The sequence below is a fragment of the Butyrivibrio proteoclasticus B316 genome (genome assembly GCF_000145035.1).
Classification (GTDB): Bacteria; Bacillota; Clostridia; order Lachnospirales; family Lachnospiraceae; genus Butyrivibrio; species Butyrivibrio proteoclasticus.
This window is the reverse complement of record NC_014387.1, coordinates 1926622-1950651: the sequence shown is the minus strand read 5'-3', so window position 1 is coordinate 1950651 and position 24030 is coordinate 1926622. Positions and strand designations below refer to the sequence as shown.

General features: G+C 38.9%; 19 protein-coding genes. 15 read left to right on the top strand and 4 right to left on the bottom strand.

Going from position 1 to position 24030, the window contains the following annotated elements:
• Nucleotides 1–43 precede the first annotated feature (43 nt).
• Complete coding sequence (locus tag BPR_RS08090; protein ID WP_013280983.1) at nt 44–1066, bottom strand: LacI family DNA-binding transcriptional regulator; 1023 nt, start codon at nt 1064–1066, stop codon at nt 44–46.
• A 6-nt stretch (nt 1067–1072) separates the two neighbouring features.
• Nucleotides 1073–2491: a glucuronate isomerase gene (gene uxaC, locus BPR_RS08085; protein WP_013280982.1), complete on the bottom strand. Its 1419-nt coding sequence runs from the start codon at nt 2489–2491 to the stop codon at nt 1073–1075.
• Between the two features lie 291 nt (nt 2492–2782).
• Between uxaC and BPR_RS08080 the strand changes: the two genes are divergently transcribed.
• The 8 genes from BPR_RS08080 (at nt 2783) to BPR_RS08045 (ending at nt 13824) form a co-directional block, all read left to right on the top strand.
• On the top strand, nt 2783–4285 hold the full coding sequence (locus tag BPR_RS08080; protein WP_013280981.1) for a UxaA family hydrolase: 1503 nt from the start codon (nt 2783–2785) through the stop codon (nt 4283–4285).
• Nucleotides 4286–4695: 410 nt separating this feature from the next.
• On the top strand, nt 4696–6369 hold the full coding sequence (locus tag BPR_RS08075) for a type 2 periplasmic-binding domain-containing protein (protein ID WP_013280980.1): 1674 nt from the start codon (nt 4696–4698) through the stop codon (nt 6367–6369).
• Between the two features lie 150 nt (nt 6370–6519).
• Nucleotides 6520–7476, top strand: coding sequence for an ABC transporter permease (locus BPR_RS08070; RefSeq protein WP_013280979.1), 957 nt, complete (start codon nt 6520–6522; stop codon nt 7474–7476).
• Nucleotides 7477–7488: 12 nt separating this feature from the next.
• Nucleotides 7489–8364 carry a carbohydrate ABC transporter permease gene (locus BPR_RS08065; RefSeq protein ID WP_013280978.1) on the top strand — a complete coding sequence of 292 codons (876 nt, stop codon included), beginning with the start codon at nt 7489–7491 and terminating at the stop codon, nt 8362–8364.
• Between the two features lie 157 nt (nt 8365–8521).
• Nucleotides 8522–9244, top strand: coding sequence for a rhamnogalacturonan acetylesterase (locus tag BPR_RS08060; protein WP_013280977.1), 723 nt, complete (start codon nt 8522–8524; stop codon nt 9242–9244).
• Between the two features lie 78 nt (nt 9245–9322).
• Nucleotides 9323–11038, top strand: a complete 1716-nt coding sequence (locus BPR_RS08055; RefSeq protein ID WP_013280976.1) for a glycoside hydrolase family 43 protein — start codon at nt 9323–9325, stop codon at nt 11036–11038.
• A gap of 13 nt (nt 11039–11051) precedes the next feature.
• Nucleotides 11052–12983 carry a family 43 glycosylhydrolase gene (locus BPR_RS08050; protein ID WP_013280975.1) on the top strand — a complete coding sequence of 644 codons (1932 nt, stop codon included), beginning with the start codon at nt 11052–11054 and terminating at the stop codon, nt 12981–12983.
• Nucleotide 12984: 1 nt separating this feature from the next.
• On the top strand, nt 12985–13824 hold the full coding sequence (locus BPR_RS08045; RefSeq protein ID WP_013280974.1) for a sugar phosphate isomerase/epimerase family protein: 840 nt from the start codon (nt 12985–12987) through the stop codon (nt 13822–13824).
• Nucleotides 13825–13831: 7 nt separating this feature from the next.
• On the opposite strand, the gene BPR_RS19775 is transcribed toward BPR_RS08045, so the two are convergent.
• Both BPR_RS19775 and BPR_RS08035 read right to left on the bottom strand, forming a co-directional pair.
• On the bottom strand, nt 13832–15943 hold the full coding sequence (locus BPR_RS19775; protein ID WP_013280973.1) for a cyclic nucleotide-binding domain-containing protein: 2112 nt from the start codon (nt 15941–15943) through the stop codon (nt 13832–13834).
• A gap of 156 nt (nt 15944–16099) precedes the next feature.
• A complete protein-coding gene (locus tag BPR_RS08035) occupies nt 16100–17362 on the bottom strand; it encodes a nucleotidyltransferase (protein ID WP_052301812.1) in 1263 nt (420 codons plus the stop codon).
• 105 nt (nt 17363–17467) lie between these two features.
• Here BPR_RS08035 and BPR_RS08030 point away from each other — a divergent pair, with 105 nt between their 5' ends.
• From BPR_RS08030 to rnc, 7 genes are all read left to right on the top strand, one after another.
• The gene (locus BPR_RS08030; protein WP_013280971.1) at nt 17468–18661 is read left to right on the top strand and encodes an acetate/propionate family kinase; all 1194 of its coding nucleotides are present in this window, start codon (nt 17468–17470) and stop codon (nt 18659–18661) included.
• Between the two features lie 209 nt (nt 18662–18870).
• Nucleotides 18871–19731 (top strand): AraC family transcriptional regulator, encoded by an 861-nt coding sequence (locus tag BPR_RS08025; RefSeq protein WP_013280970.1) that lies wholly within the window; start codon nt 18871–18873, stop codon nt 19729–19731.
• A gap of 50 nt (nt 19732–19781) precedes the next feature.
• On the top strand, nt 19782–21470 hold the full coding sequence (locus BPR_RS08020) for an ArnT family glycosyltransferase (protein WP_013280969.1): 1689 nt from the start codon (nt 19782–19784) through the stop codon (nt 21468–21470).
• 187 nt (nt 21471–21657) lie between these two features.
• On the top strand, nt 21658–21840 hold the full coding sequence (gene rpmF / locus BPR_RS08015; protein WP_013280968.1) for a 50S ribosomal protein L32: 183 nt from the start codon (nt 21658–21660) through the stop codon (nt 21838–21840).
• Nucleotides 21841–21964: 124 nt separating this feature from the next.
• Entirely contained in the window at nt 21965–22969 is a 1005-nt protein-coding gene (gene plsX / locus BPR_RS08010; protein ID WP_013280967.1) for a phosphate acyltransferase PlsX, read from the top strand.
• A 59-nt stretch (nt 22970–23028) separates the two neighbouring features.
• On the top strand, nt 23029–23265 hold the full coding sequence (gene acpP, locus BPR_RS08005; RefSeq protein WP_013280966.1) for an acyl carrier protein: 237 nt from the start codon (nt 23029–23031) through the stop codon (nt 23263–23265).
• A gap of 70 nt (nt 23266–23335) precedes the next feature.
• Nucleotides 23336–24028, top strand: coding sequence for a ribonuclease III (gene rnc, locus BPR_RS08000; RefSeq protein WP_013280965.1), 693 nt, complete (start codon nt 23336–23338; stop codon nt 24026–24028).
• The last annotated feature ends 2 nt before the right edge of the window (nt 24029–24030 follow it).

The following is a 24030-nucleotide window of genomic DNA, read 5'->3' as shown; positions in this document are numbered from 1 at the left end:
GGCCTATTCCTTCAATTATCTTGTAGGAATAGGCCTTATTACATTAAAAGGAAGTAGATCCCCTTTTGATCAGTTCGCCGGAAAAGATAGTCTTTTGAGGCATTTCGTTTTGAGATAGTGTACCAATAAGAGTTTTAACAAGCTGGATACACATATCCTCCAATCTGTTATCTACAGAAGAAATATCAGGTTCCGAACAAAGAGTCAAAATAGAATTATTGTAACCTATGATCTGCAGATCACCGGGAACATTTATGTTGTTGGCTCTGGCAAAATTCATTGCACCGACAGCAAGGAAATCATCGCTTGTAACTATACCGTCAAATCTGATTCCTTTTTTGTAGATATGATCTACAAAATTCTTAACCCCATCTATATCTTCATGGCTGCCTTTAAAGCACTGCTGCAATTCCTTCTTGAGAGGAATATCGTGAGTTAAAAGAGCATTCTGATATCCGGCGAGCTTTTTGAGACCGGAGTAGGAGTTCGAATTGTACAGATAGAGAATATTCTGCATGCCAGCGTCAAGCATCTTTTCAGTAGCGTCCTGAGTTGCCTTATAATCATCGCATAAAGTGCAATAGACATTAGAACAATCAAAGTCAGCATTTAAGAGCATGATTGGAACAGTGGCAGCCGCATCCTTGACGTATTGGTTGTCTTCGGCATTGTTCATGATGAAGTTAGAACCTACCATTACAACACTGTCTACATGTTGAGACAGGAGAAGATTGAGTGAATCTTTCCTTGAAGCCATTTCATAACCAGTACAACATAATACGGAGTGATAACCATTTTCTCTTAAATTCTGTTCGATGTAATAAATAGCTTTTGCAAGATAAAGGTCAGAAGCATCGGCACATAAAATACCGATTGTCTTCATAGAATTAAGGCCAAGACCTCTGGCAAAGGCATTGGGTTTGTAGCCATACTGCTCGATGATATCCATTACCTTTTTCTTGGTACGAGGTTTAACGTTTGTACTGCCGTTTAGTACTCTTGATACTGTGGCAATAGAAACACCAGCCTTTTTGGAAATATCATATATTGTCATCTGGTTACTCATAAGCAATTATCTCGTTTCTAAAGGAAATTTGAAATATCTTACTGCATTATTGTAGGAGATATCTGCTGCAATCTCGCCAAGAATATCGAGATCTTCTGCAGGATACTCACCGTTTTCAACAAGTGAACCAAGGTAATTGCACAGGATTCTACGGAAGTAATCATGCCTTGTATATGATGTGAAACTTCTGGAATCTGTAAGCATTCCGACAAAACCGGAAAGGTTACCTGATTCTGCTACAGAGGCAAGCTGTTGTTCCATACCGAGTTTGGTATCATTGAACCACCATGCGCTTCCCTGCTGGATCTTGGCTACTACAGGGCCTTCGTTGAAGGCGTTAAGAGTAGTATTGATAATCTTGTTGTCATTAGGGTTAAGACTGTAAAGAATAGTCTTAGGAAGCATCTTCTTGGAGTGAAGTGCATCAAGGAAATCTGCAAGTTCACCCATAGGATAGTATGCATCAATTGTATCAAAACCTGTATCAGGACCAAGCTTTTCAAACATTGGAGTATTGTTGTCACGCTTACATCCGAAGTGAAGCTGCATTACCCAGTCTCTCTTGGCAATTTCTTCGCCTTCAAAGAGCATGAATGCTGTCTGATACTTGAGATCTTCTTCGTATGTAAGTTCCTTGCCTGCAAGTCTCTTTGCAAAAATCTCTTCAATCTCTGCTTCTGTAGCGGGCTTGTACATTACATATTCAAGAGCATGGTCTGTAACATTACATCCCTTGGAAGCAAAGTAATCAAGTCTTACTCTGAGAGCTTCCTTGAGAGTTGCAAAAGAATTAATCTTAACACCACTAACTTCTGAAAGGGTATCAATGTAGGATACGAATTCTGGTTTTCTGATATTCTTGGCTTTATCAGGACGCCAAGCCGGAAGAACCTTAACATCAAATGAAGCATCCTCACGAATCTTGTCATGCCACTCAAGAGTATCGATAGGATCATCTGTAGTACAGATAAGAGTAACATTACTCATCTTGATAAGCTTACGAACACTCATGTCAGGTGACTGAAGAACCTTGTTGCAGATATCGTAAACTTCTTCAGCAGTTTTCTCATTAAGTACTCCGTCATAACCGAAGTATTTTTTGAGCTCTAAGTGTGCCCAGTGGTAAAGAGGATTACCTACAGCACGTCCAAGACACTTTGCAAACATAAGAAACTTCTCTTTGTCAGAAGCATCTCCTGTCATATACTTCTCATCAAGACCAAACGCTCTCATAAGACGCCATTTATAGTGGTCACCTCCGAGCCAAACCTGAGTGATATTGTCAAAGTGGCGATCTTCAGCTATTTCCTTAGGGCTGATATGGCAATGATAATCAAGAATTGGCATATTCTCTGCATAATCATGATAGAGCTTTTTAGCTGGTTCACTAAGAAGCAGAAAATCTTCATCCATGAACTTTTTCATCTAAATAACCTCCGAATTATTATATTATAGTAGTTCTTAGCAAGTGAAACTAGACCCACAGATTAAAAAATGTAAAAAATATGTAAGCGATTTCATATATTTTTTCAAAAGTATTATACAAGAGAGAGAAATCAAATACAATAGAAAAAAGTTTAACGTTAAAGTAAAAAATCTCAATAAGAGCGGCAAATCCTGAAAGTGTAAAATTTTATTGACGAAAAGACCTGGTAATAATATAGTTAAAATGTAAACGCTTACATCTAGCAATTAAGAGATAAAGGGGTAGGTTATATGAGCAAATTTTTACAAATCCATCCGGATGACAATGTTGTTGTATGTCTGGAAGCGCTGAATGCAGGTGATAAGATAACACTTTCAGATGGCAGAGAAATTACAGCCAAGGAGGAAATTCCTGCGGGTCATAAGATAGCAATCAAGGATCTTTCTTCTAATGATAATGTTATCAAATATGGTTATGCAATCGGGCATGCTACCGAAGATATCAGTATAGGAAGATGGGTTCATACCCATGATATCAAGACCAATCTTGAAGGAATACTTGAATATAAATATGAGCCTGACAAGGCTGATATAGACAGAAAAATATCTCAGATGGGAACTAAAAAGGCTTCTTTTAAAGGCTTTGTCAGGAAAAATGGCAAAGTTGGAATTCGAAATGAAGTATGGATCATCCCAACTGTTGGCTGTGTTAATAATATAGCTACTTCACTGGCTAAGGAAGCTAACGCTTATATTAAGGGCAGTGTAGATGAGGTTGTTGCATTTACTCATAACTATGGCTGTTCACAGACTGGAGATGATCAGGAGCATACAAGAGTGATCCTGTCAGACCTGATCAATCATCCTAATGCTGGAGGTGTCCTTGTTCTGGGACTTGGCTGCGAGAACAGTAATATTGATGTATTAAAGCCATATATCGGAAATGTTGACGAATCCAGAGTTAAATTCCTTGTTTGTCAGAAGTCTGATGATGAGATGGAAGATGGAATCAATCTGTTAAAAGAGATCATTGAGGCTACTTCTACTGACGAAAGAGAAGAGGTAGATGCTTCTAAACTTATTATAGGACTTAAATGCGGCGGTAGTGATGGCTTTTCTGGAATTACTGCTAATCCGCTTGTGGGAAGAATATCAGACAGGATTATTGAGTGCGGCGGAACATCGATTCTTACAGAAGTTCCGGAAATGTTCGGTGCTGAGACAATCCTTATGAACAGATGTAAAGATGAAGCTACTTTTACAGATACAGTAAATATGATAAACGGCTTCAAGGAATACTTCACCAAGCAGGGTGAGCCAATTTATGAAAATCCTTCACCAGGAAATAAGGCTGGTGGAATCACAACACTTGAAGATAAGTCACTTGGATGTACTCAGAAGTCAGGTGATTACCCTGTAATGAATGTTATGGAATATGGAGAGAGGACAGATACTACCGGACTCAATCTGCTATGCGCACCGGGAAATGATCTCTGCGCGGCTACAGCACTTGCATCAGCCGGAGCTCAGATTGTTCTTTTTACAACAGGAAGAGGTACTCCTTTTGCCTGTCCTGTTCCAACAATGAAAATTGCCAGCAACAATACTATTGCAGATAAGAAGAGCAATTGGATAGACTTCAGGGCCGGCCAGATACTTGAAGGCAAGACATTTGATGAACTTACGGATGATCTTTTTGAGAAGATACTTAGAACAGCTTCGGGAGAAAAATTAAAGAGCGAAGAAGCCGGCTTCCATGATATGGCTATCTGGAAGAGAGGAGTTACTCTTTAATAAAATGTAAGGCGTTTCATGAAATATACATTTGGGCATTTGGAGCGTGAGACGAAAATGTAACAGCAATTAATGATTTTTCATTAGCAAGAAGTGTGAATTTTTTAAAATGGTCTATACAATATGCACTAACGAACGCCGATTTTGATTGATGAAAATTATGCATAATTACATGCTGTTTAAAATCTGTTCAAAATTTGTTAAAAAAGTTCTTGTAATTTTTGACATGTAAGCACTTACGCAAACCCAGTAAAAACGGCACTTCCGGAAAAAGTTGTACAACTTTGTTACAAATCCTACAAAATTGGTGCTTGCAATGGGTTTCAATACATGATAAAGTACACACATAAGCAAGTGAAAACGCTTACATTTATTTTTCAAAAAAATATTTTGGGAGGTACTAAAAATTTATGAAAAAGAAAGTTTTATCATTACTTCTTTCAACAGCAATGGTAGCTTCTCTTGCAGCTTGTGGTTCTGAGACAGCACCTGCTGACACAACAGCTACAGAGACAACACCTGCTGACACAACAGCAGAAGCTGGTGCTGAAACAGCAGCAGCTGAAGATTTCACACTTGAGACTCTTAACATCGTAGTTGACGGAACACTTACAGCTACAGTAGAGAGCGGACAGAAAGAGTTCGAAGAGCAGTGGGAAGCTGCTGTATCTGAGAAGCTTGGTCACCCAATTGATCTTGTTATCAACCAGCTTGACCACTCAGACTATGCTGGAACAGTTTCGCGTCTTCTTACAACTGGAGAAGTAGGCGATGGTTCTTACCCAGATGCTCTTATCATGAGCGCTACAATGCTTAGACAGTATCAGACAACTGGTCTTCTTTGGGATATGGCTGATGCTTATGCAAACGCTGAATTCCAGTCACGTGTTACTCTTCCTTTAGTTAACGAGAACATGAAGGATGCAGAGGGACACCTTTACGGATTCGCTCCTACATATGGTAACGGATGTGTTACTTACATCAAGAAGTCATGGCTTGATGCAGTAGGAATGAAGGCTGAAGATATCAAGACATTTGATGACTATTATGCAATGCTCAAGGCATTCACAGAGAATGATCCTGACGGAAACGGTTCAGCTGGTACATACGGTGTTATCGCAGCTGGTTATGGTAAACTTGATGAGGCTCCATACATCAACTACATGCCAGAGTTCTGGCAGGGCGCATATCCTTCATTCTATCAGAAGGATGGTGTTTGGGTAGACGGTTTCCAGGAGCAGGCAACAGTAGATGCTCTTGCTAGACTTGCACAGGGTGTTGCTGATGGCGTTATCGATCCTGATACAGAGGAAGCTGGAACAAAGCAGGCTCGTGAGAAGTTCTTCTCAAATGATCAGACTACATCAGAAGGTGTATTCACATACTGGGCTGGTACATGGCTTAGAACACTTACAACAAACATGGAGAAGCAGGAAGTTGACAATGATCTTGGTGATGACAGACTCGTTCAGCTTGCTCCTATCCAGGAGATCAAGGATACATGGGGCGGCTACCTCAACAGAGAAGCTCCTGTATGGGTAATCACAGATGATCAGGATGGCAATTCAGCTCGTGAGCAGGCTATCTTCGATGCACTCCTTGAGACAATGCTTGATGGCGACAGAGTTCAGACACTTTGGACATATGGTGCTGAGGATGTTCACTGGTCAATCCACGCTGAAGAGTTCACAACAAACGCTGATGATCCTGAGAAGAAGAAGGATTATTCATATGAAGAGGGTGAGTTCCACCTTAAGCAGTCTCCTAACGACCCTAACTCTGTATGGAAGAAGAATCACCTTGATTCAGTTCTTGTAATTGCTCCTCTTACAAACGGTTACGTTGATAGCGATGAGCTTGTACAGGCTGGTAACAAGTTCTTCACAGAGAACTGTGTAGATGCTCCTGCAGCAGCTTCTTGCAATACTCTTACAGAGAACGAGGCAGCTCTTGTAGAAGAGAAGACAACACTTATGAAGCAGGCTATTGCTGGTGAAATCACACCTGAGGAAGCAATTGCTCAGTATCAGGCTGATTTTGGCGATATTGCTCAGCAGATTCTTGATGAGCTCAATGCTCAGTAATTAGCATATAGCTAATACATGATATGACTTTTTCCCATCCTCCAAGGGAAAAGCTCTTTTGGAGGGTGGGATTTTTTTGAAAAAAATTATTTATTTGTTATAATAAAATAGTAATAATCTAACGATTTTTTGTGAAAGGATGAGGATGCAATGAGTAAGAAACAAAATGTTACTACTACATCCACTGGTGCTCCTATCAATCAGAAACCTCTTGGTACACGTATCTGGAACAACCGTGGATACTATTTGATGTTTCTTCCGGTACTGGTTTTCGTAATAATAATATACTATTGGCCTATGCTTGGCGTCAGATATGCTTTTTATCAGTATAAGCTGAAGAATATCACATGGGTTGGTCTTAAGAACTTTGAGACTATGTTTGGTAAGAAGGAGTTCTGGACTGCCTTCACAAATACATTGCAAATATCTATAACTAAGCTGCTTATCACAACATTTACTTCTGTTGTGGTATCGGTTTTCCTTAATGAAATGCATAACATGTTTGCAAAGAAGTCTTTACAGACAATTATTTATCTTCCGCATTTCATGTCATGGGCAGTTGTAGCAGCTATTTTCCAGTTGTTCCTGTCAACATCATCAACAGGTTTCGTTAATGAAACACTTAAGTCAATCGGACTTATTACAAAGAGTATCGATTTCCTTCATTCAAAAGCTCTTTGGAGACCTATTTTCTATTTGATCAATATCTGGAAAGAAACAGGTTGGGGAACAGTTATTTTCCTTGCAACACTTTCAGGTATAAACCCTGAGCTCTATGAAGCTGCTGATATTGATGGTGCTTCAAGACTTCAGAAGATTTGGTATGTAACAGTACCTGCACTTATGAATACGGTAATAATCGTACTGATTCTTAACCTTGCTAAGGTTCTTAACCTTTTCGAGTCAGTATTCGTTTTATATAACAACCGTGTATTTGATGTTTCTGATGTTATTTCAACATATGTATATCGTCAGACTTTCCTTACTGCGATTCCTGACTATGGATATACAACGGCTGTTGGTTTGTTCAAATCAATCGTTGGTTGTGTGCTGGTTCTTGTTTGTAACTGGGCTAGTAAGAGAATTCGCGGACGCGGAATTATTTAAGGAGGGAGCATTATGGCACAGGTTAAAGCGAACTCAATGCGTGTACAGGCTAAAAAGAATAAAGTACATGTATTTGATATAGTTAACTATGTTGTATTCGTTATTATCGCTTTGATAGTTCTTATTCCTATTTGGAAAGTACTGGTTGACTCTTTCAACTCAGTTGGCGTGTACAAGTTTATGTTATGGCCAGAGGACTTCACATTTAACGGATACCTCACAATTTTTACAACAGTCAGACTTTATAGACCATTCCTTAATTCAGTTATTACAACTGTACTTGGAACATTACTTGGTCTTGTTCTTTCAACACTTGGTGGATATGTACTTACTCAGAAAGATATGCCAGGAAGAAATGCACTTTCATTTTTCCTCCTTTTCACAATGATCTTCTCTGGTGGTATGATTCCTGAATACCTTGTTATGAGACAGCTTCATCTTGTAGATACAATGTGGATCCTTGTTATCAAACATGGTATGAATGTATATAATCTTGTACTTATGAAGAACTTCTTCGAAGGCATTCCTGAATCATTGTTTGAGGCAGCCAAGATTGATGGATGCTCACCAATGGGAATCTTCTTCAAGATCGTACTTCCTCTTTCCAAGGCAGCTCTTGCATCTATCGGTCTTATGTATGCAGTTACTGTATGGAACGATTACAGCACAGTACAGATTTATATTACAAACCCTGATCAGGTTAACTTCCAGTACAAACTGAGAGTAATGATCATGGATGGTGATACACCTACTACAGCATACAAGGTATCTCAGAATACATTGTATTATGCAGCGATTATTGTTGCTATCCTTCCTTTCATGGCAGCATATCCATTCCTTCAGAAATACTTCGTACAGGGTGTTAATGTTGGAGCTGTTAAGGAATAAGAAATATTTACTTTGAAATAATAACAGGAGAGAAATTCGATTTGAATTTCTCTCTTTTTTTAAAAAAATAGCACAGCATTTCCTTTATAAATAAATCTGCTATAGAGGCGTGATCGTGCTATTTGCTATCAATTTGTTATATACGAGAGGTTAATATATGAGACACATATTTTGGGCGGGAGATTCTACCGCAGCATCTAATAAATACGTAACATTTCCGCAAACAGGGATAGCCCAGGCTTTTGACAGATACACAAGAACAGATGTGGTTGTATGTAATCATGCGTTTAATGGACGAAGTACGAAAAGTTTTATAGATGAGAGCAGACTTGCACCAATATATAACGACATAACAAAGGGAGATTTTCTTTTTATACAATTTGGGCATAATGATGAGAAGATTAACGACCCTTCAAGATACACCGACCCTCATGGAGAATATATTGTCAATCTTGGAAAGTTTGTTAACGTTGCCAGAAATAAAGGAGCTTATCCTTTGTTTATTACGCCGGTAGAGAGAAAACTTTTTGATGAAGAGGGAAATCTTCAATATTCAGGGCATGAAGAATATGTTCTTGGCATGAAAGAAGCAGGTGAGAAGTTTGATGTTCCTGTAGTTGATCTTTATTCCAGGAGCAGGGAATTTTTGCAGAAAATTGGTCCAAAAGAGGCTCAAAAATATTATATGAATGTGGAGCCCGGAATATACGATTGGCTACCAAAGGGACTTACAGATAATTCTCATCTTAAATATGAGGGGGCAATGCTATATGCCGGAATGATTGCCAAAGAGATTGAAAAGTTATCTGAACCCTATTGCAGTCTTATAGCAGATAAAGATTACTTAAAAGAAACATACAATATTGAAATCAACGGTTAAAAGTATTTCTTTTACAAGGGCTTTTGCCTGGGAAAAGAGCTAACACAAAACTAATAGAATATGACTTAAGGAGTTATAATGACTAACTATTCGGATTTAGAAAATGGTAGATTCAGAAACCCAATTCTTTTTGCGGATTATTCTGATCCGGATGTGATCAGGGTTGGGGATACTTATTATATGACAGCCAGTAGCTTTAACTATACACCGGGACTTCCAATACTGATTTCACATGATCTTGTTAATTGGAAACTTGTTAATTATGCAATTCAGAATATAGCTGAAGAAAGATTTAATATTCCAAGGCATTCAGAAGGCGTATGGGCTCCGGCAATAAGATATCATGATGGAATGTTTTATATATATTATGGTATGCCGGATGAGGGATACTATGTTGTTAGAACTACTGATCCTCTAGGAAAATGGGAAGATCCTGTATGTATTCTGGAGGGAAAAGGGCTTATTGATTCATGTCCTTTTTGGGATGATGATGGAAAGGCATATGTTATTCACGGATATGCTAAGAGCAGAATTGGATTTAAGAGTATTCTTGGCATCTTTGAAATGAGTAGTGATGGACTTAAAGCTATTTCAGAGGATCATTTTATATTCGACGGTAATGATCCCAAGAATCCTGCAGTTACAATCGAGGGACCCAAGGTCTACAAACGTGATGGTTATTATTATATATGGGCTCCTGCAGGCGGCGTTAAATATGGCTATCAGGTAGTTTTGCGCAGCCGAGACATTCATGGACCTTACGAGATCAAAGAGGTAATGCATACCGGAAACACTGTTATCAACGGACCGCACCAGGGCGGACTTGTAGATACGGTAAATGGGGACGAATGGTTTATACATTTTCAGGATAGAGGCCTCTATGGAAGAATCTGTCACCTTCAGCCGGTTCACTGGGAGAACGGTTGGCCGGTTGTTGGCGTTAATGCTGATGATAATGGAGTTGGAGAACCTGTCTATGAGATGGATAAGCCAGATACAGGAATAAGTGATGAACCGGCTTATCTTCAGGCATCTGACTTGTTTTATGATGGTACTCCGGGGCTTATGTGGCAGTGGCTTGGTAATCATAATGAAAGCTTCTATGGAACTGTGGAACATCATGAGACCAGAGATAAAGAGTCAGAGCTATTTAAGCACGGATGCAGACGAGGACTTAGACTTAATGCTTTAAATCCATCAGGTGAAAAAGAGCCTGTTATCTGGAAAAGCGCAAATGTACTTACTCAAAAGATCATTTATCCTTTGTTCAAAGCAGATATAAAAGTTGATGCGACAGGTCTTTTGCCGGGTGACAGAACCGGAGTTTGCATGACTGGTGGCCAATATATGGCAGCATATATTGAGAGTAAAGACAATGCTTATGTAGTCAAGGTCATTGAGTCTTATGGCGGTGACTTAGATAAAAAAGAGAGAGTCATTGGAGAATATAGCTTTGGTGATATCTGCAAGAAATATGGCTGTTCTATAGAGGAAGGACTTAAGAATATCAGATTTTCAATGCTTTTTGACAATGATAATGTTGAAAACTCTGATGATCTGTTCTTTAAAAATGTTGATGATAATGAAAATGCACCGGTTCTTAGAATCTATCTTAAGTTAAATGATGACACTGACCTCTTAAAGGCCGTAGATTTGAATGTGCAGTATACTCCTTCAGATCATACCTGGGTTGGTGCTAAAATAGGCATCTTTGCCCTTACAAGCACTGTTTCATCAAATGCAGATAATAGTGGCTATGCAGATTTTATAAGCGTAGATGTGACAAAAATTTAAGAGGACAAAAGACATGGATGTTGGTAAAGTGAGTATCTATGAAGCTGCTCAAAATGGAGATTTTGAGCTTGTTAAATGGATAGTTGAATATTCGAGAGCAAGTCTTAATGAGTTTGCCAAAGGGCACAGGACAGCTTTGCATTTTGCTGCGATGTCCGGAAATCTGGAGATGTTCAGATATCTTACGGAGAGGTGCGGACTTGACCCTTTATGTGGTGATGAAGAGCTTGTAACCCCGTGGGATATAGCAAGAGAAAACGGCCACGCAGAAATAGATAAATACTTGGAAGACAGATATGGTCACAGATACGAAGATTTCTATCGAAATCCTATAAGAAGTGGCTTTTTTCCTGATCCATCAATATGCAGAGTAGGCGATGACTACTATATGGCCAACTCGTCCTTTATCTTTTTTCCATGTATTCCCATTTCTCATTCGAAGGATCTGATACATTGGGAGATAATTGGGCATGCAATTACTGATCCTAATTGGGCTGGTCTTGATGAACTTGACGGTGGAAGGGGATATTGGGCCCCTGACATTTCTTACTACAATGGAAAGTTCTACATTGCAGCTACTTATAGGCTAAACGACACAGGGCCTGTTTACAGAAGGCAAATTGTAGTTAGTTCTGATAAGCCGCAGGGACCGTATTCCGAGCCTGTTTTTATCGATGAAGATGGTATTGATCCGGGTCTGTTTAATGATGATGATGGTCGCAGATATATGCTTCTAAATAGGGGAGCGAGAATTTTTGAACTTGATAAGACAGGGACCAGGAAGATTTCTGATGCAACACTTTTATATTATGGAAGCAATAAAAGAGCTCCTGAAGGACCTCATATTTACAAAAAGGATGGCTATTATTATCTTTTACAGGCTGAAGGCGGAACGGGGCCGGGGCATAGAGTAACTGTGGCTCGTAGCAGAGAGCTGATGGGAGTTTATGAACCGTGCCCTTATAATCCCATAATGAGACAGGATGATCCGGATGCGCTTATCCAGAGGTGCGGTCACGGAGATCTTGTTGAAACTCAGGATGGCCGGTGGTATATGGTTTATCTATGTGGCAGGAAGATTGGTGATGGATATAGTATTTTGGGCAGAGAGACCGCGCTTGACCCTGTGACATGGACGGCAGATGGCTGGCCTATTGTAAATGGCCTGCGAGGACCATCATGTATGCAAATAAAGCCTTTTCCTGAAAAAGACATGTATGAATCCTGTAGCGCTTTGCAATCAGCGGATCCTTTGGCTAAAGCTCATAATGACAGAGCGATATCACCATGTGGACTTCCTTTTGACTACATGACTACCAGAAGTTTCAATAAAGGTGATATTAAGTATATCTGCGATGATCCTGCAAACAGTGATTGGAAATCATTAAAGGATGGACAAACATTTGTAATTCATGCTAGCGCATATCCGCTTAGTGATATAAATAGCAGGAATATAGTACTTAGAAGGCAGACAGACTTTTCTTTTGACTATTCTGTAATAATGGATATTCCGGAGCTAATGGATGAGCAATTTGCTGGAATAACAGGTTATTATGATGAAAATACTTTCTTTGAGTTTGGATTAACTAACAGGGATGGAAAAAATGTTTTATATTCAAGAGAACATATAGGAACAGAAGACAGGATAACTTATGGATGCGAAGTGCCGCTTGAAATTAAAGCAGTCTATCTGAAGATGGAAACTGAGTATCTTAAGCGTGTTCTAAAATATGAATTTATATATAATGAGTCATCTAAGTTAGATGAGCCTGATTCAAAATTAACTATTTTTTCTACACTTTCTAATGTTTATTATCTCTGTGATGAGGGGTATGATAAAGGTAAGCGCTTTACCGGCGCTCTTGTTGGAATGTATGCAGTAGGAGGAATTGACAATAATTTATACGTCTCTTTCCATACACCTACTTACACGGAAAGGAAATAATATGCAGATAGGAATTAGATTTCATGATACAAAAGAGCTTCCTTTTGAGGAGAGATTAGAAGAGATTAAGAGACAGGGCTTTTCCTGTACTCATATTGCTCTTTCTAAGGTTCCCGGCTTTACAGCAAACACCAATGCACTTACTCCGGGATATGCGATGTACATGAGAGATGCTTTTAGAAGAGCTGACCTTGATGTGGCAGTTCTTGGCTGTTATCTTAACCTGGCCACTCCTGATGCTGCGGCTCTTAAGGCCAATCAGGACAAGTACATGGCACATATCAGATTTGCGTCTCTTATGGGTGCCGGAATGGTAGGTACAGAGACAGGAGCGCCTAATGCAGATTACCACTACGACAAAGAAGCTTGTCATTCACAGGAGGCTCTTGAAACATTCATTACAAATCTGCGTCCTGTAGTTGACTATGCAGAAAAAATGGGTGTTATTGTAGCAATCGAGCCTGTTTACAGACATATTGTATGGAACCCCAAGAGAGCAAGAGAGGTCCTTGATAGGATCGAGTCTCCTAACCTGCAGATTATTTTTGACCCTGTAAATCTTCTGTGGACAGATAATTTTGATCAGAGACAGGAAGTATTTGAAGAAGCAATAGATCTTCTGGAAAAAGATATTTGCATGATACATCTCAAGGATGCTGTGGTAGAAGGCGACAGTGTTAAGAGTATGGCATGCGGACTTGGCGATATTGACTATAATTCAGTAGTTAAGTTTGCATGTGAAAAGAAGCCTTTTATACATGCAACACTTGAAGATACCAAGCCCGACAATGCTGTAGCTGCGCGAGAATTCATCCAGAATATTGAAAAGAAATATATCTGAAGAAGATTTATTTCTTTAGGTGCTCATATTGAATCATAAGAGGCTCGGGCACAGGGATATCCTCTTTTCTGAGCTTGTTTATCATATTTACAACAGGCTTTGTGAGATTTCCGGTCCTGGAATTGTAGTGATTTATAAGCTCAGTATACTGAGGGTTATCTGCAACTTTTTCTCGAAGCTCTTTGGCAAAAGGACAGAAGGTAAACAGTATTTCTCGTACTACTTTGTTAAGTCTTGGAGAGCCTGCTGCCTCAAATTTAACATAAGCAAGATAATCAGCAATAAATACATTTTTGTAGTTATTGCTGTATTTTTTTAGGTCGGTCCTTAGTTTTTCTTTATTGTCGGATGACAGGGCAGAGTTCTTTTTATAGAACTGAAGATAATCACAATACATGGATGTGAGAGATGGATCAGTTACATCATTCCAGTGGATGCCCTGTTCAGTTTTGCACATTTCCCACCTGAATTCGCCGAAGAGCTTTATCATACACTCTTCGGTGTTTTCCGTATTAAAGATTGAAACCAGCATTCTTGCGGGAGTTCTTCTGTTTTTACCCTCTATTTCCTGCCAAAGAGAGGCTCTTGAGCCGACATTTGGCATCAGGATCATATATGGAGTAATGTCTTCCGAATAATGGAGAGATGTGATACCTATTTCGGGATTGGAAAACAGTGCTGTTCTGCAAAAAACTCCGTAGTCGACTTCTCTGATCTTGGTGTAATACTCATAGACTTTAGATACAGTCTGGTACGCCATATCGAGCGGACGCAGTACATTTTGTGCATCAAAAACAGGAACAAAGGATGAAATTCTTCCAAAGGTCATTCTGTTTCCAAGGGCAAAGAGGTTGTGAACTTCAAAATTAAGTCTGCTGGTAGGATCATCTGTCATTAGATCAACCTGCACTTGATTGAGTTGTCCGCTTACCTTTTGCTCACGCAGATATGTTGGCCAGTCCTGATCAAATTCATTTCGTGAGGGTTCCACTTCAAGATTGTATATCTTGATCAGCCATTCGTAGCAGGTGACAACTTTTCCTTCGGGATCAGGTACATAAGACTTGGCCATATTGTAAAGTGCAGAAGTGTATTTTTCACCTGCAAGTTCTTCATCTACAAAACCAAACATGAAGAACATCTTTAACTCCATAGGAATATTATTATCATTTATGCTTTTTAGAAATGCCGGTGTATATACTTCGTAGAAGGTAGTCGCAAGGCTCCTTCTAAGTGCTCTTGCTTCATCCGCTGAATCGTATCTGTTGTTTAATGCTTTAAATGAAGATATTTGTTCTTCAAATTTCATAGCTATCTCAGGAGCTACACCGGAGTACTGCAGGATTGTACTAAGAGCGTTAACAACAGTAACAGATCCTTCACCAAGTCCGTTGTTGTTTTCCATGTCATTTAATTTGGCACGGATAGCTTTCATTGTCGTGGCAAAAGCGGCAGCCTTCTTTTTCATAGTGTTCCTATATTCTGCAAGAAGCTGCGATTCTTTTGAAATATTGGTATAAATATTGTAGGTGCACATAACTACACCTGTTGCTATATCAAGACTTAGTGGGTAGAAGGCCTTCTTTAAAGAAGCTTCATTTTGCTTGAGGCTTCTGACAAATGAAAAAGCCCATTCATTTATTGAATCGCTCTTTTCAGGAGCGATGATTTCTTTGATCTCTGGAAAATCTTTTGGGACTTCTCCGACTTTGATACAAAGATTTGGATAATCTGTGTAGTCGGTCATGATCTGGTCGTACTCAGAAGTTGCGTCTTCAAATTCTTTTTCATAAACATCGCAGCATTTTACAGCTGCTTCAACAGATTGAGCAGCCAGTATAGGAGCAATCTTAGGATTTGATCTAACTACGTTTGGAATGTCATCTTCGGACTCGAAAGGGTAGGAATAGACAGAGCTTTCCTCTAAAGCTTCAATATTGTATTTGTAGGTCGAACCGGGAGTTTCGACAATTCCTACAAATCCGCCTACCGTGAGGACTATTGAAGTGAATTGATTGGATATTTTGAGGCTGCCTTTGACAACAACTTCTATTGTCTCAACTGTATCGGTGCCTGCTTTGTGAAGTACCTGTCCTTTTTCAAGCTTGATAAGTCCCATTTAGCGCCCTCCGAAAATGCGGATATACATGTGAAAAAAGTTATACGTATAACATTTTACATACACATTAATGTTATCACGTTGATAAATAATCATCAATCCGCACTCAAAGGGTTAATTCTTAAATTTGTGTTAAGGCAAATCTATATTATAATGTCAGATTATTATTTGCTTTAACCTGTACTCATTTGGATTTTTCTTTGGGCATATCGAATTATATATTTCAGTAGCCATGATTGTTTCTTTAAACAGCTGATATTCAAGCTCTGTCAGTTCTTTTTCAGCATTTTTGATATTAGTAATAGCTATGCAGGAATGGTTTATTTTTTTGACGAGAGCAGAAGAAGCCATGCGCATGCCAAGGACTCTTACAAATGAGGTGTATTTATCAGACTTATACCTGTCCATATTGTCAGCTGTTATGTTTAGTAAAATATGAGTAAGACACCGGCATATTCTTGAATAAGCAATGTCTTTTGACTTCAGCAAAAGACAGAACTGATCAAAATTTTCGTATTTTTCAAGGTTTGATACTATTTTGTTGGATAAATCGTTAGTTACATCAAGGTATCTTGTATAGCCACTTTCTTTTTCCAATAATAGTTTGTAATATACAAGGTCGGAATAACGCTTTATATCGGCAAAACGATCCGAGTTTTCAATTAGAAGATCAAGACATGATCCTGGCATGGAATCGCGCAACGAGTCCTTTTTAAGCCCTTCTTCATATATGTATTTTCTTATTCCTGATGCACTTGCAAGAGCGTTTATCTTCGCAGAATTATAGCTTTCGCCTATTCTTTTTATGGTGACAGGAATAATACTGCTGCTTGTCGCCTTTAGTGCCTTTATATATTCTATCCCAAGAATATTATTGGGAGAGGACAGGAGACTTTCAATATCGCAGGGATTTTCTATTGGTAAAGCGGACCCGGAAATATAGTTTAAAAGAGCTTTTTGCCTTGCTACAGGGTAAGAATCACCTCTTTTGATATGCTCAGATAGTTCATCTTTGAACTGCTTAGGCTCTTCAACTAATACATTTGCAATAAGATCCAGAACAGTGATATCACCGCACTCACTTCCAAATACAAGTTGATCAACACAGCCGAGTTTATTTAATAAAGCTACTGCTCCGGATGCAAAAAACTCTGCACTTCCTGTCGAATAATAGACCGGAAGCTCTAAAACAAGATCGGCACCGCAAGAGAGAGCCATTTTAGTTCGTGCAAATTTACAGACAAAGGCAGGAGTACCACGCTGAACGAAATCACCGCTCATTACTACTACAATATAGTCTGCATGCAGCTCTTTTCTGCAATATTCGATTAAATGTAAGTGACCATTATGAAATGGGTTAAATTCTGCTATTATACCTATTGTTTTCATGTGGATGTAAGCGCTTTCAGTTTTTGCCAATTTTTGTACAATTTTTCCCTTGCTTATATATTTTACACTGATACAATTATTATGACGACACTAAATTATTAAGTCAGATATTAATATAGTGAAAAGAGGTTATATATGAAAATTCTAGTAATCAATTGTGGTAGTTCTTCACTAAAATTCCAGCTCATCGATTCTGATTCTGAGGCAGTTATCTGCAAGGGACTTTGCGAGAGAATTGGTATTGAGGGCAGCCAGATTGTCTATACTCCAACAGGCAAGGACAAGATCACCAAGGTAGAGCCTATGCCGGATCACAACAGAGCTATCGAGCTTGTAATCGAAGCTCTTACTAACAGTGAGAACGGTGTTGTTTCTCTTGATGAAATCGGAGCAGTTGGTCATCGTATCGTTCACGGTGGAGAGAAGTTTACTAAGTCAGTTGTTATTGACGACGAAGTTATCAAGGCTATTGAGGATGTAAGTGATCTTGCTCCTCTCCATAATCCAGCAAACCTTATTGGTATCAGAGCTTGTCAGAAGGTTATGCCAGGCGTTCCTATGGTAGCAGTATTTGATACAGCTTTCCATCAGACAATGCCTCAGGAAGCTTACCTTTACGGACTTCCATATTCATACTATGAGAAATATGGAATCAGAAGATATGGTTTCCACGGCACAAGCCATTCATTCGTAAGCAAGCGTGCTGCTGAGATCCTTGGCAAGAATCCTGCTGACCTTAAGATGATCGTTTGCCACCTCGGAAACGGTGCATCTCTTTCAGCTGTTGATGGTGGTAAGTGTGTAGACACTTCTATGGGTCTTACTCCACTTGAGGGACTTATCATGGGAACCAGAACAGGTGACATCGATCCATCTGTAGTTGAATTTGTTATGAAAAAAGAGAATTCAACTGTTGCAGATGTTACTAACCTTCTTAACAAGAAGTCAGGTGTATTTGGCCTTTCTGATAATCTTTCTTCTGATTTCAGAGATCTTGAAGCCGGTTATAATGAGGGTCATGCCGGTGCCAGACGTGCAGTTGATGCATTTGTATACAGAGTTGTTAAGTATATCGGTTCTTATACAGCAGCAATGGGTGGAGTAGATGTTATCTGCTTTACAGCCGGTGTTGGTGAGAACAGCGGATTTGTTCGTAAGCTTATTTGCGACAGACTTGGCTTTATCGGTGCCAAGATGGACGCAGAAGCCAACAAGGTTCGCGGCGAAGAAAAGGTGATTTCTACAGCTGACAGTAAGGTAACACTTCTTGTTGTTCCTACAAACGAAGAGCTTGCTATTGCGCGTGATACATATGCTCTTTGCAAATAATTGATACTGATAGTTTCAGATAGAACTTATATAGTCAGGCTAAAAGACAGATTGTCCTTTAGCCTGATTTTTTTATGATTATTCAATTATCCTTTTGTTAATTTAATATCAAAATATTCTTTATATTTTTAAAAAGAGATAAAAATCTTGAAAATTTTGAAGTGATAATGTAAGATGTTTTTATTATTGGGACGCGGAGGATTAACTGTATGAAAGAGCTGAATTCCTGCAAAGAAGCAATGGCGCAGAGTATAGAGAACAAATACTTTTCCGTTGCGCATTTATATAAAGATGAGAAGGCTATGGAGATGCATATTCATGACTGCTATGAGGTGTATTTTTCTATTTCCGGCGGCAAGCAGTTCCTTATAGACAATAAGGTTTATGACATTGAACCGGGAGATCTTTTTCTCATCAATCAGTTTGATTCCCATTATCTTACTCAGATTGATAAGGAGCTTCATGAGAGAATTGTTATTATGATAGATCCTGAGTACATGCGCAGTATTTCCAGTGAGGAGACTAACCTTGATGCCTGTTTTCAGGACAGAGGAGATAAGTTTTCGCATAAACTGCATCTGACACAGGAACAACAGGGAAGATTTCTCTATTTTATTAATAAGATAATCACCAGCAACAGCTATGGACATGACCTTCTTGAAAGGGCGACTTTTACAGAGCTCTTTGTCATGATCAATCAGATCATAAATGACAAGAAGAATAACAAGGCAACAGAGAAAACTGCTACATATAACGAACAGGTTGATGCAATATTGTCATATCTCAACAATAATATACAGTATCCGATAAGTATTGGAGATCTTGCCAAGCACTTTTATATCAGTGAGTCCTACATTTGCAGGATTTTTAAGGCGGCAACAGGAACAACAATCAATAAATATATGACTGCAAGGCGAATATCAATTGCCAAGTCGCTTCTTGCTGAAGGAACCGGTGTCAGCGAAGTCTGCGATAAATGCGGCTTTAGCGATTATAGTAATTTCCTTAAGGCTTTTACTAAATCCGTAGGAATATCACCTAAAAAGTATTCCCAGTATTGCAATAAATGAGAATGTGTTATAATCTCTTTGATTATTTATTGTGTTGGGGATAGTTCTTAATGCGAATTATTGATTATTATAATTATTTTGCTACCATATCTTTTCTGGCTATCGTTATTATTTCAATCATTATCAGGAAAAAGACAAATAGTAAAGCGTTTGTTTCAGACAAGATGGCAAACGCTTTATTTGTGTTCATATTAATCATAGCATCCGCGCTCAGGTTGTATGGACTTGGAAAAATACCTTTTGGGCTTCAGCAGGATGAGGCGTCTATTGGATATGAGGCTTATATTCTTGCTAATTTTGGAATAGACAGAAATGGTTTTCACTGGCCTGTCTACCCTATAACCTGGGGATGCGGCGGTGGCAGTCCGCTTTTGATTTATCTGAATGTACTATCAATCAGGCTCTTTGGTACCGGAATTGTTAAACTCAGGCTGATACCTGCTATTTGTGGTATTTTGACCGTATTATTCTTTTATCTGACCCTTAGACTTTTGTTTGATAACAATAAGTTCAAAAATGAGTTGTCACTTTTAGGTGCTTTTTTTCTTTCAATCTGCCCTTGGCACGTGATTCTCTCAAGATGGAGTCTTGACTGCAATATAATGCCTTTTAACCTTATATTTGCGGTATATTTGTTTACTTTAGCTACCAAAAGAAAGAGTACCGTTCTATATGCTATCAGTTCAGCGGCTTTTGCGATATGTATGTACAGTTACGGTGCTGCGACGATTGTTGTTCCACTTTTTCTTGTAACAATCAGTATTTATTATATTGTAACGAAGAAGATCAGTGGTTTTCAGCTTGCCATTTCCATTGTCGCTTTTATGATTGTCTTTGCACCGCTTATATGGTTTTACCTTGTAAATTATTTTGGCCTTCCGGAGGTATACACTGAGTTTTTTACGGTGAACAGATTCACGTCGGCAAGGACCGGAGAAGCTTTTGTTGCATTTTCAGAAATTCCGAGCAAGTTTTTATCTAATATTGCATCGGTGATTTTGTCTGTATCAGTAGGAGATGAGCGGCATACGCTTGCACATTTTTATCCGGGATATGCTACGCTTTATAAATTTACATTTCCTATAACTTTTCTGGGACTGATCCTTGCTTTTAAGGATAGATTCAAAGAACTTTCGGATGTGATATTTGGACTTTTGGTGCTGGCTAATGTTGTCCTTAGCATTATAGTGGTTCCGGATACTAATAGAATGGTCCTCATTTATATTCCCTTTTCTTACTTCTTTATAAAGGGAATGGAATGTATTATTTCCAAATCCGGAAGACTGTTTGTAATTGTGCTTATTTTCCTATTGGCAGGAGCTTTGTCTTTTACCAAGGATTATTTTAGGGATTACAATGTATACGCTACAAGCATCTTCATGCCTGGCTATGGAGAAGCCATAAAAAGAGCTTACGAGATAACCGGGGATGATGATCATATTTATTCTACTTACGACGGTTTATCGTCACCGTTTATGTTGGCTTTATACTATACAGATTATGATCCATATAAATACATAGAAACTGTAGAGTACAGAGATGAACTGGCAGAGTTCAGAGTGGCAGATTCCTTTGGAAATTTTGATTTCAAATTACCTGAAGATATAACAGATACAGATTATTATGATGATGTCTTTGTTTTGTCCAGCAATGATCTTGAGAGGATCAGTGGAAATGACTCATACACAGTAGAGAATTTCGAAGGCTATCATGTGGTTTATAAAACAGATGCACATTGAGAATTATTGATGTATAATAAAGTCCCTGACGGGTTAATTATTTCGTTCTTTATATTATAAAGAAAAAAATGTTGACAAATGCGTACCTTATAGATATACTACTTAGGTATGCTAATGAATAAACGTAAACAATTGCCTACAACACAGGCAGTTTCTTATACGGTTACTGTAAGGAGGTGTTACTGAAATGTCAATCTGCCCAAAGAATAAGTCATCAAAAGGCCATAGAGATCAGAGAAGAGCTAACTGGAAAATGACAGCTCCAACTCTTGTAAAGTGCAGTCATTGTGGAGCTCTTATGCAGCCTCATCAGGTTTGCAAGAAGTGTGGCTACTACAATAAGAAGAACATTGTTGAAACTGAGGCTTGATAAGTTTTAGTACAACTTCATTTAGTTCGAATTTAAAGGCTTTCCGAATACTTCGGAAAGCCTTGATTTTTGCATATCACTCTAGTATATTAGAATAAGTCGAATTTTAAATGGGGGACATGAAATGTCAGAACTTGTAAGAGTTGCAGTTGATGCAATGGGAGGAGATAACGCTCCTTTTGTTACAGTTAAGGGCGCTGTTGATGCCATTAAAGAATCGGATGCTCTCAAGGTCTTTTTGGTAGGACAGGAGAGTGCGGTTAATGAAGAATTAGCCAAGTATGACTATGATAAGAACAGAATAGAGGTAGTTAATGCCACTGAGATAATTGAAATGGCTGAACCTCCTGTAATGGCCATCAGGACCAAGAAGGATTCATCCATAGTCAAGGCTATGTATATGGTCAATCATGGAGAGGCTGATGCGTATGTTTCTGCAGGTAGTACCGGGGCCACACTTGTAGGAGGCCAGGTAATTGTAGGAAGGCTTAAAGGGGTGGACAGAGCACCACTTGCGCCTCTTATCCCCACAGAGAAGGGAAGCTCACTTCTTATTGACTGCGGAGCGAATGTAGATGCCAGATCCAACCATCTTGTACAGTTCGCCAAGATGGGAACAGTATATATGGAAAATGTAATGGGCAAGAAGAATCCTACAGTTGCTATCGTCAATATAGGAGCTGAGGAAGAGAAAGGTAATGCTCTTGTCAAAGAGACGTTTCCACTTCTTAAGAATTGTCCGGATATCAACTTTATAGGTAGTATAGAGGCAAGAGATATTCCTGCCGGAGAAGCTGACATTATTGTTTGTGAGGCTTTCACAGGTAATGTGATCCTCAAGATGTATGAAGGTGTTGCCAAGTCTATGATGCATGTCATCAAGAAGGGGCTTATGAGCAATCTTAAGACCAAGATTGGTGCACTCCTTATCAAGAATGACCTCAAGAAGTCACTTGCTGACTATAGCATGGACCAGTATGGCGGGGCACCAATGCTGGGACTTAAGGGACTTGTTGTTAAGACTCATGGCAGTGCCAATGAGGTAGAGGTCAAGAATTCAATCTTGCAGTGTGTAACATTTACACAGCAGAAGATAAGCGAAAAGATTAGTGAGAAAATCTCACAGTGAGATACTTGCTATTCAAATAATATTTACTAAACTGCTAGGCGGTAAAAGGAAGGTTTATTATGGAATTTGAGAAGATGAAAGAAGTTATTGCTAATGTACTCAATGTTGATCCTGAGGAGATCACAATGGATACAACTTTTACAGAGGATCTCGGCGCAGATTCACTTGATCTTTTCCAGATTATCATGGGACTTGAGGATGAGTTCGATGTACAGATCGAGCCGGAGAAAACAGAGAATATCTCTACTGTAGGAGAGGCTGTTGAGCTTCTTAAGGCTGCAATTTCTGGTAAATAATTGTAATATACAATGAAATGGAGGAGGCAGTTTTTTAACTGCCTCTTTTCAATTTATAGAGAGGATATATATGTTAAACGAGCAGGAAATCATTAACTTCCAGCAGGTGATTGGATATAAATTCAAAAATATAGATTTGCTTATTCAGGCATTAACTCACAGTTCTTTTGTAAATGAGCAGAAGATCAATAAAAAGCCTGACTATGAGCGCCTTGAATTTTTGGGAGATGCGATTCTTGAGATGGTTTCAAGTGAATATCTTTTCAAGAAATATCCAGACAAGAAGGAAGGCGAGATGTCCAAGATCAGGGCATCACTTGTCTGTGAGCCTGCACTTGCTTTTTGCGCTGAGCATATAGAACTTAAGAAATACATTCAGCTTGGCAAGGGAGAGGAGCTTACTGGCGGAAGGAATAAAGAATCCATTATTGCAGACGTTATGGAAGCTGTAATTGGAGCTCTTTTTCTGGATGGAGGACTTCAGGAATCAAAGCGTTTCATAGATACTTATGTACTGACTAATGCTGACAGTATGGCAATGTTCAATGACAGCAAATCTTTGTTACAGGAGTTTGTTCAGGCAGGGGGGCTTGGCCAGATTAAATATGAAATATGTGGCGAAAGTGGTCCTGAACATGATAAAATATTTGATGTCCGCGTTTGGATCGGTGATAAGAATATGGGAGAGGGGACAGGAAAAACCAAGAAAGCTGCAGAACAGAAGGCGGCTTATCAGGCTCTTCTTGTATTGAAAAATAAGTAATA

What these genes read in the sequence shown, in the direction of transcription:
- BPR_RS08090 (WP_013280983.1), bottom strand. Translation starts at nt 1,066, where the DNA reads ATGAGTAACCAGATGACAATATATGATATTTCCAAAAAGGCTGGTGTT.
- uxaC (WP_013280982.1), bottom strand. Translation starts at nt 2,491, where the DNA reads ATGAAAAAGTTCATGGATGAAGATTTTCTGCTTCTTAGTGAACCAGCT.
- BPR_RS08080 (WP_013280981.1), top strand. Translation starts at nt 2,783, where the DNA reads ATGAGCAAATTTTTACAAATCCATCCGGATGACAATGTTGTTGTATGT.
- BPR_RS08075 (WP_013280980.1), top strand. Translation starts at nt 4,696, where the DNA reads ATGAAAAAGAAAGTTTTATCATTACTTCTTTCAACAGCAATGGTAGCT.
- BPR_RS08070 (WP_013280979.1), top strand. Translation starts at nt 6,520, where the DNA reads ATGAGTAAGAAACAAAATGTTACTACTACATCCACTGGTGCTCCTATC.
- BPR_RS08065 (WP_013280978.1), top strand. Translation starts at nt 7,489, where the DNA reads ATGGCACAGGTTAAAGCGAACTCAATGCGTGTACAGGCTAAAAAGAAT.
- BPR_RS08060 (WP_013280977.1), top strand. Translation starts at nt 8,522, where the DNA reads ATGAGACACATATTTTGGGCGGGAGATTCTACCGCAGCATCTAATAAA.
- BPR_RS08055 (WP_013280976.1), top strand. Translation starts at nt 9,323, where the DNA reads ATGACTAACTATTCGGATTTAGAAAATGGTAGATTCAGAAACCCAATT.
- BPR_RS08050 (WP_013280975.1), top strand. Translation starts at nt 11,052, where the DNA reads ATGGATGTTGGTAAAGTGAGTATCTATGAAGCTGCTCAAAATGGAGAT.
- BPR_RS08045 (WP_013280974.1), top strand. Translation starts at nt 12,985, where the DNA reads ATGCAGATAGGAATTAGATTTCATGATACAAAAGAGCTTCCTTTTGAG.
- BPR_RS19775 (WP_013280973.1), bottom strand. Translation starts at nt 15,943, where the DNA reads ATGGGACTTATCAAGCTTGAAAAAGGACAGGTACTTCACAAAGCAGGC.
- BPR_RS08030 (WP_013280971.1), top strand. Translation starts at nt 17,468, where the DNA reads ATGAAAATTCTAGTAATCAATTGTGGTAGTTCTTCACTAAAATTCCAG.
- BPR_RS08025 (WP_013280970.1), top strand. Translation starts at nt 18,871, where the DNA reads ATGAAAGAGCTGAATTCCTGCAAAGAAGCAATGGCGCAGAGTATAGAG.
- BPR_RS08020 (WP_013280969.1), top strand. Translation starts at nt 19,782, where the DNA reads ATGCGAATTATTGATTATTATAATTATTTTGCTACCATATCTTTTCTG.
- rpmF (WP_013280968.1), top strand. Translation starts at nt 21,658, where the DNA reads ATGTCAATCTGCCCAAAGAATAAGTCATCAAAAGGCCATAGAGATCAG.
- plsX (WP_013280967.1), top strand. Translation starts at nt 21,965, where the DNA reads ATGTCAGAACTTGTAAGAGTTGCAGTTGATGCAATGGGAGGAGATAAC.
- acpP (WP_013280966.1), top strand. Translation starts at nt 23,029, where the DNA reads ATGGAATTTGAGAAGATGAAAGAAGTTATTGCTAATGTACTCAATGTT.
- rnc (WP_013280965.1), top strand. Translation starts at nt 23,336, where the DNA reads ATGTTAAACGAGCAGGAAATCATTAACTTCCAGCAGGTGATTGGATAT.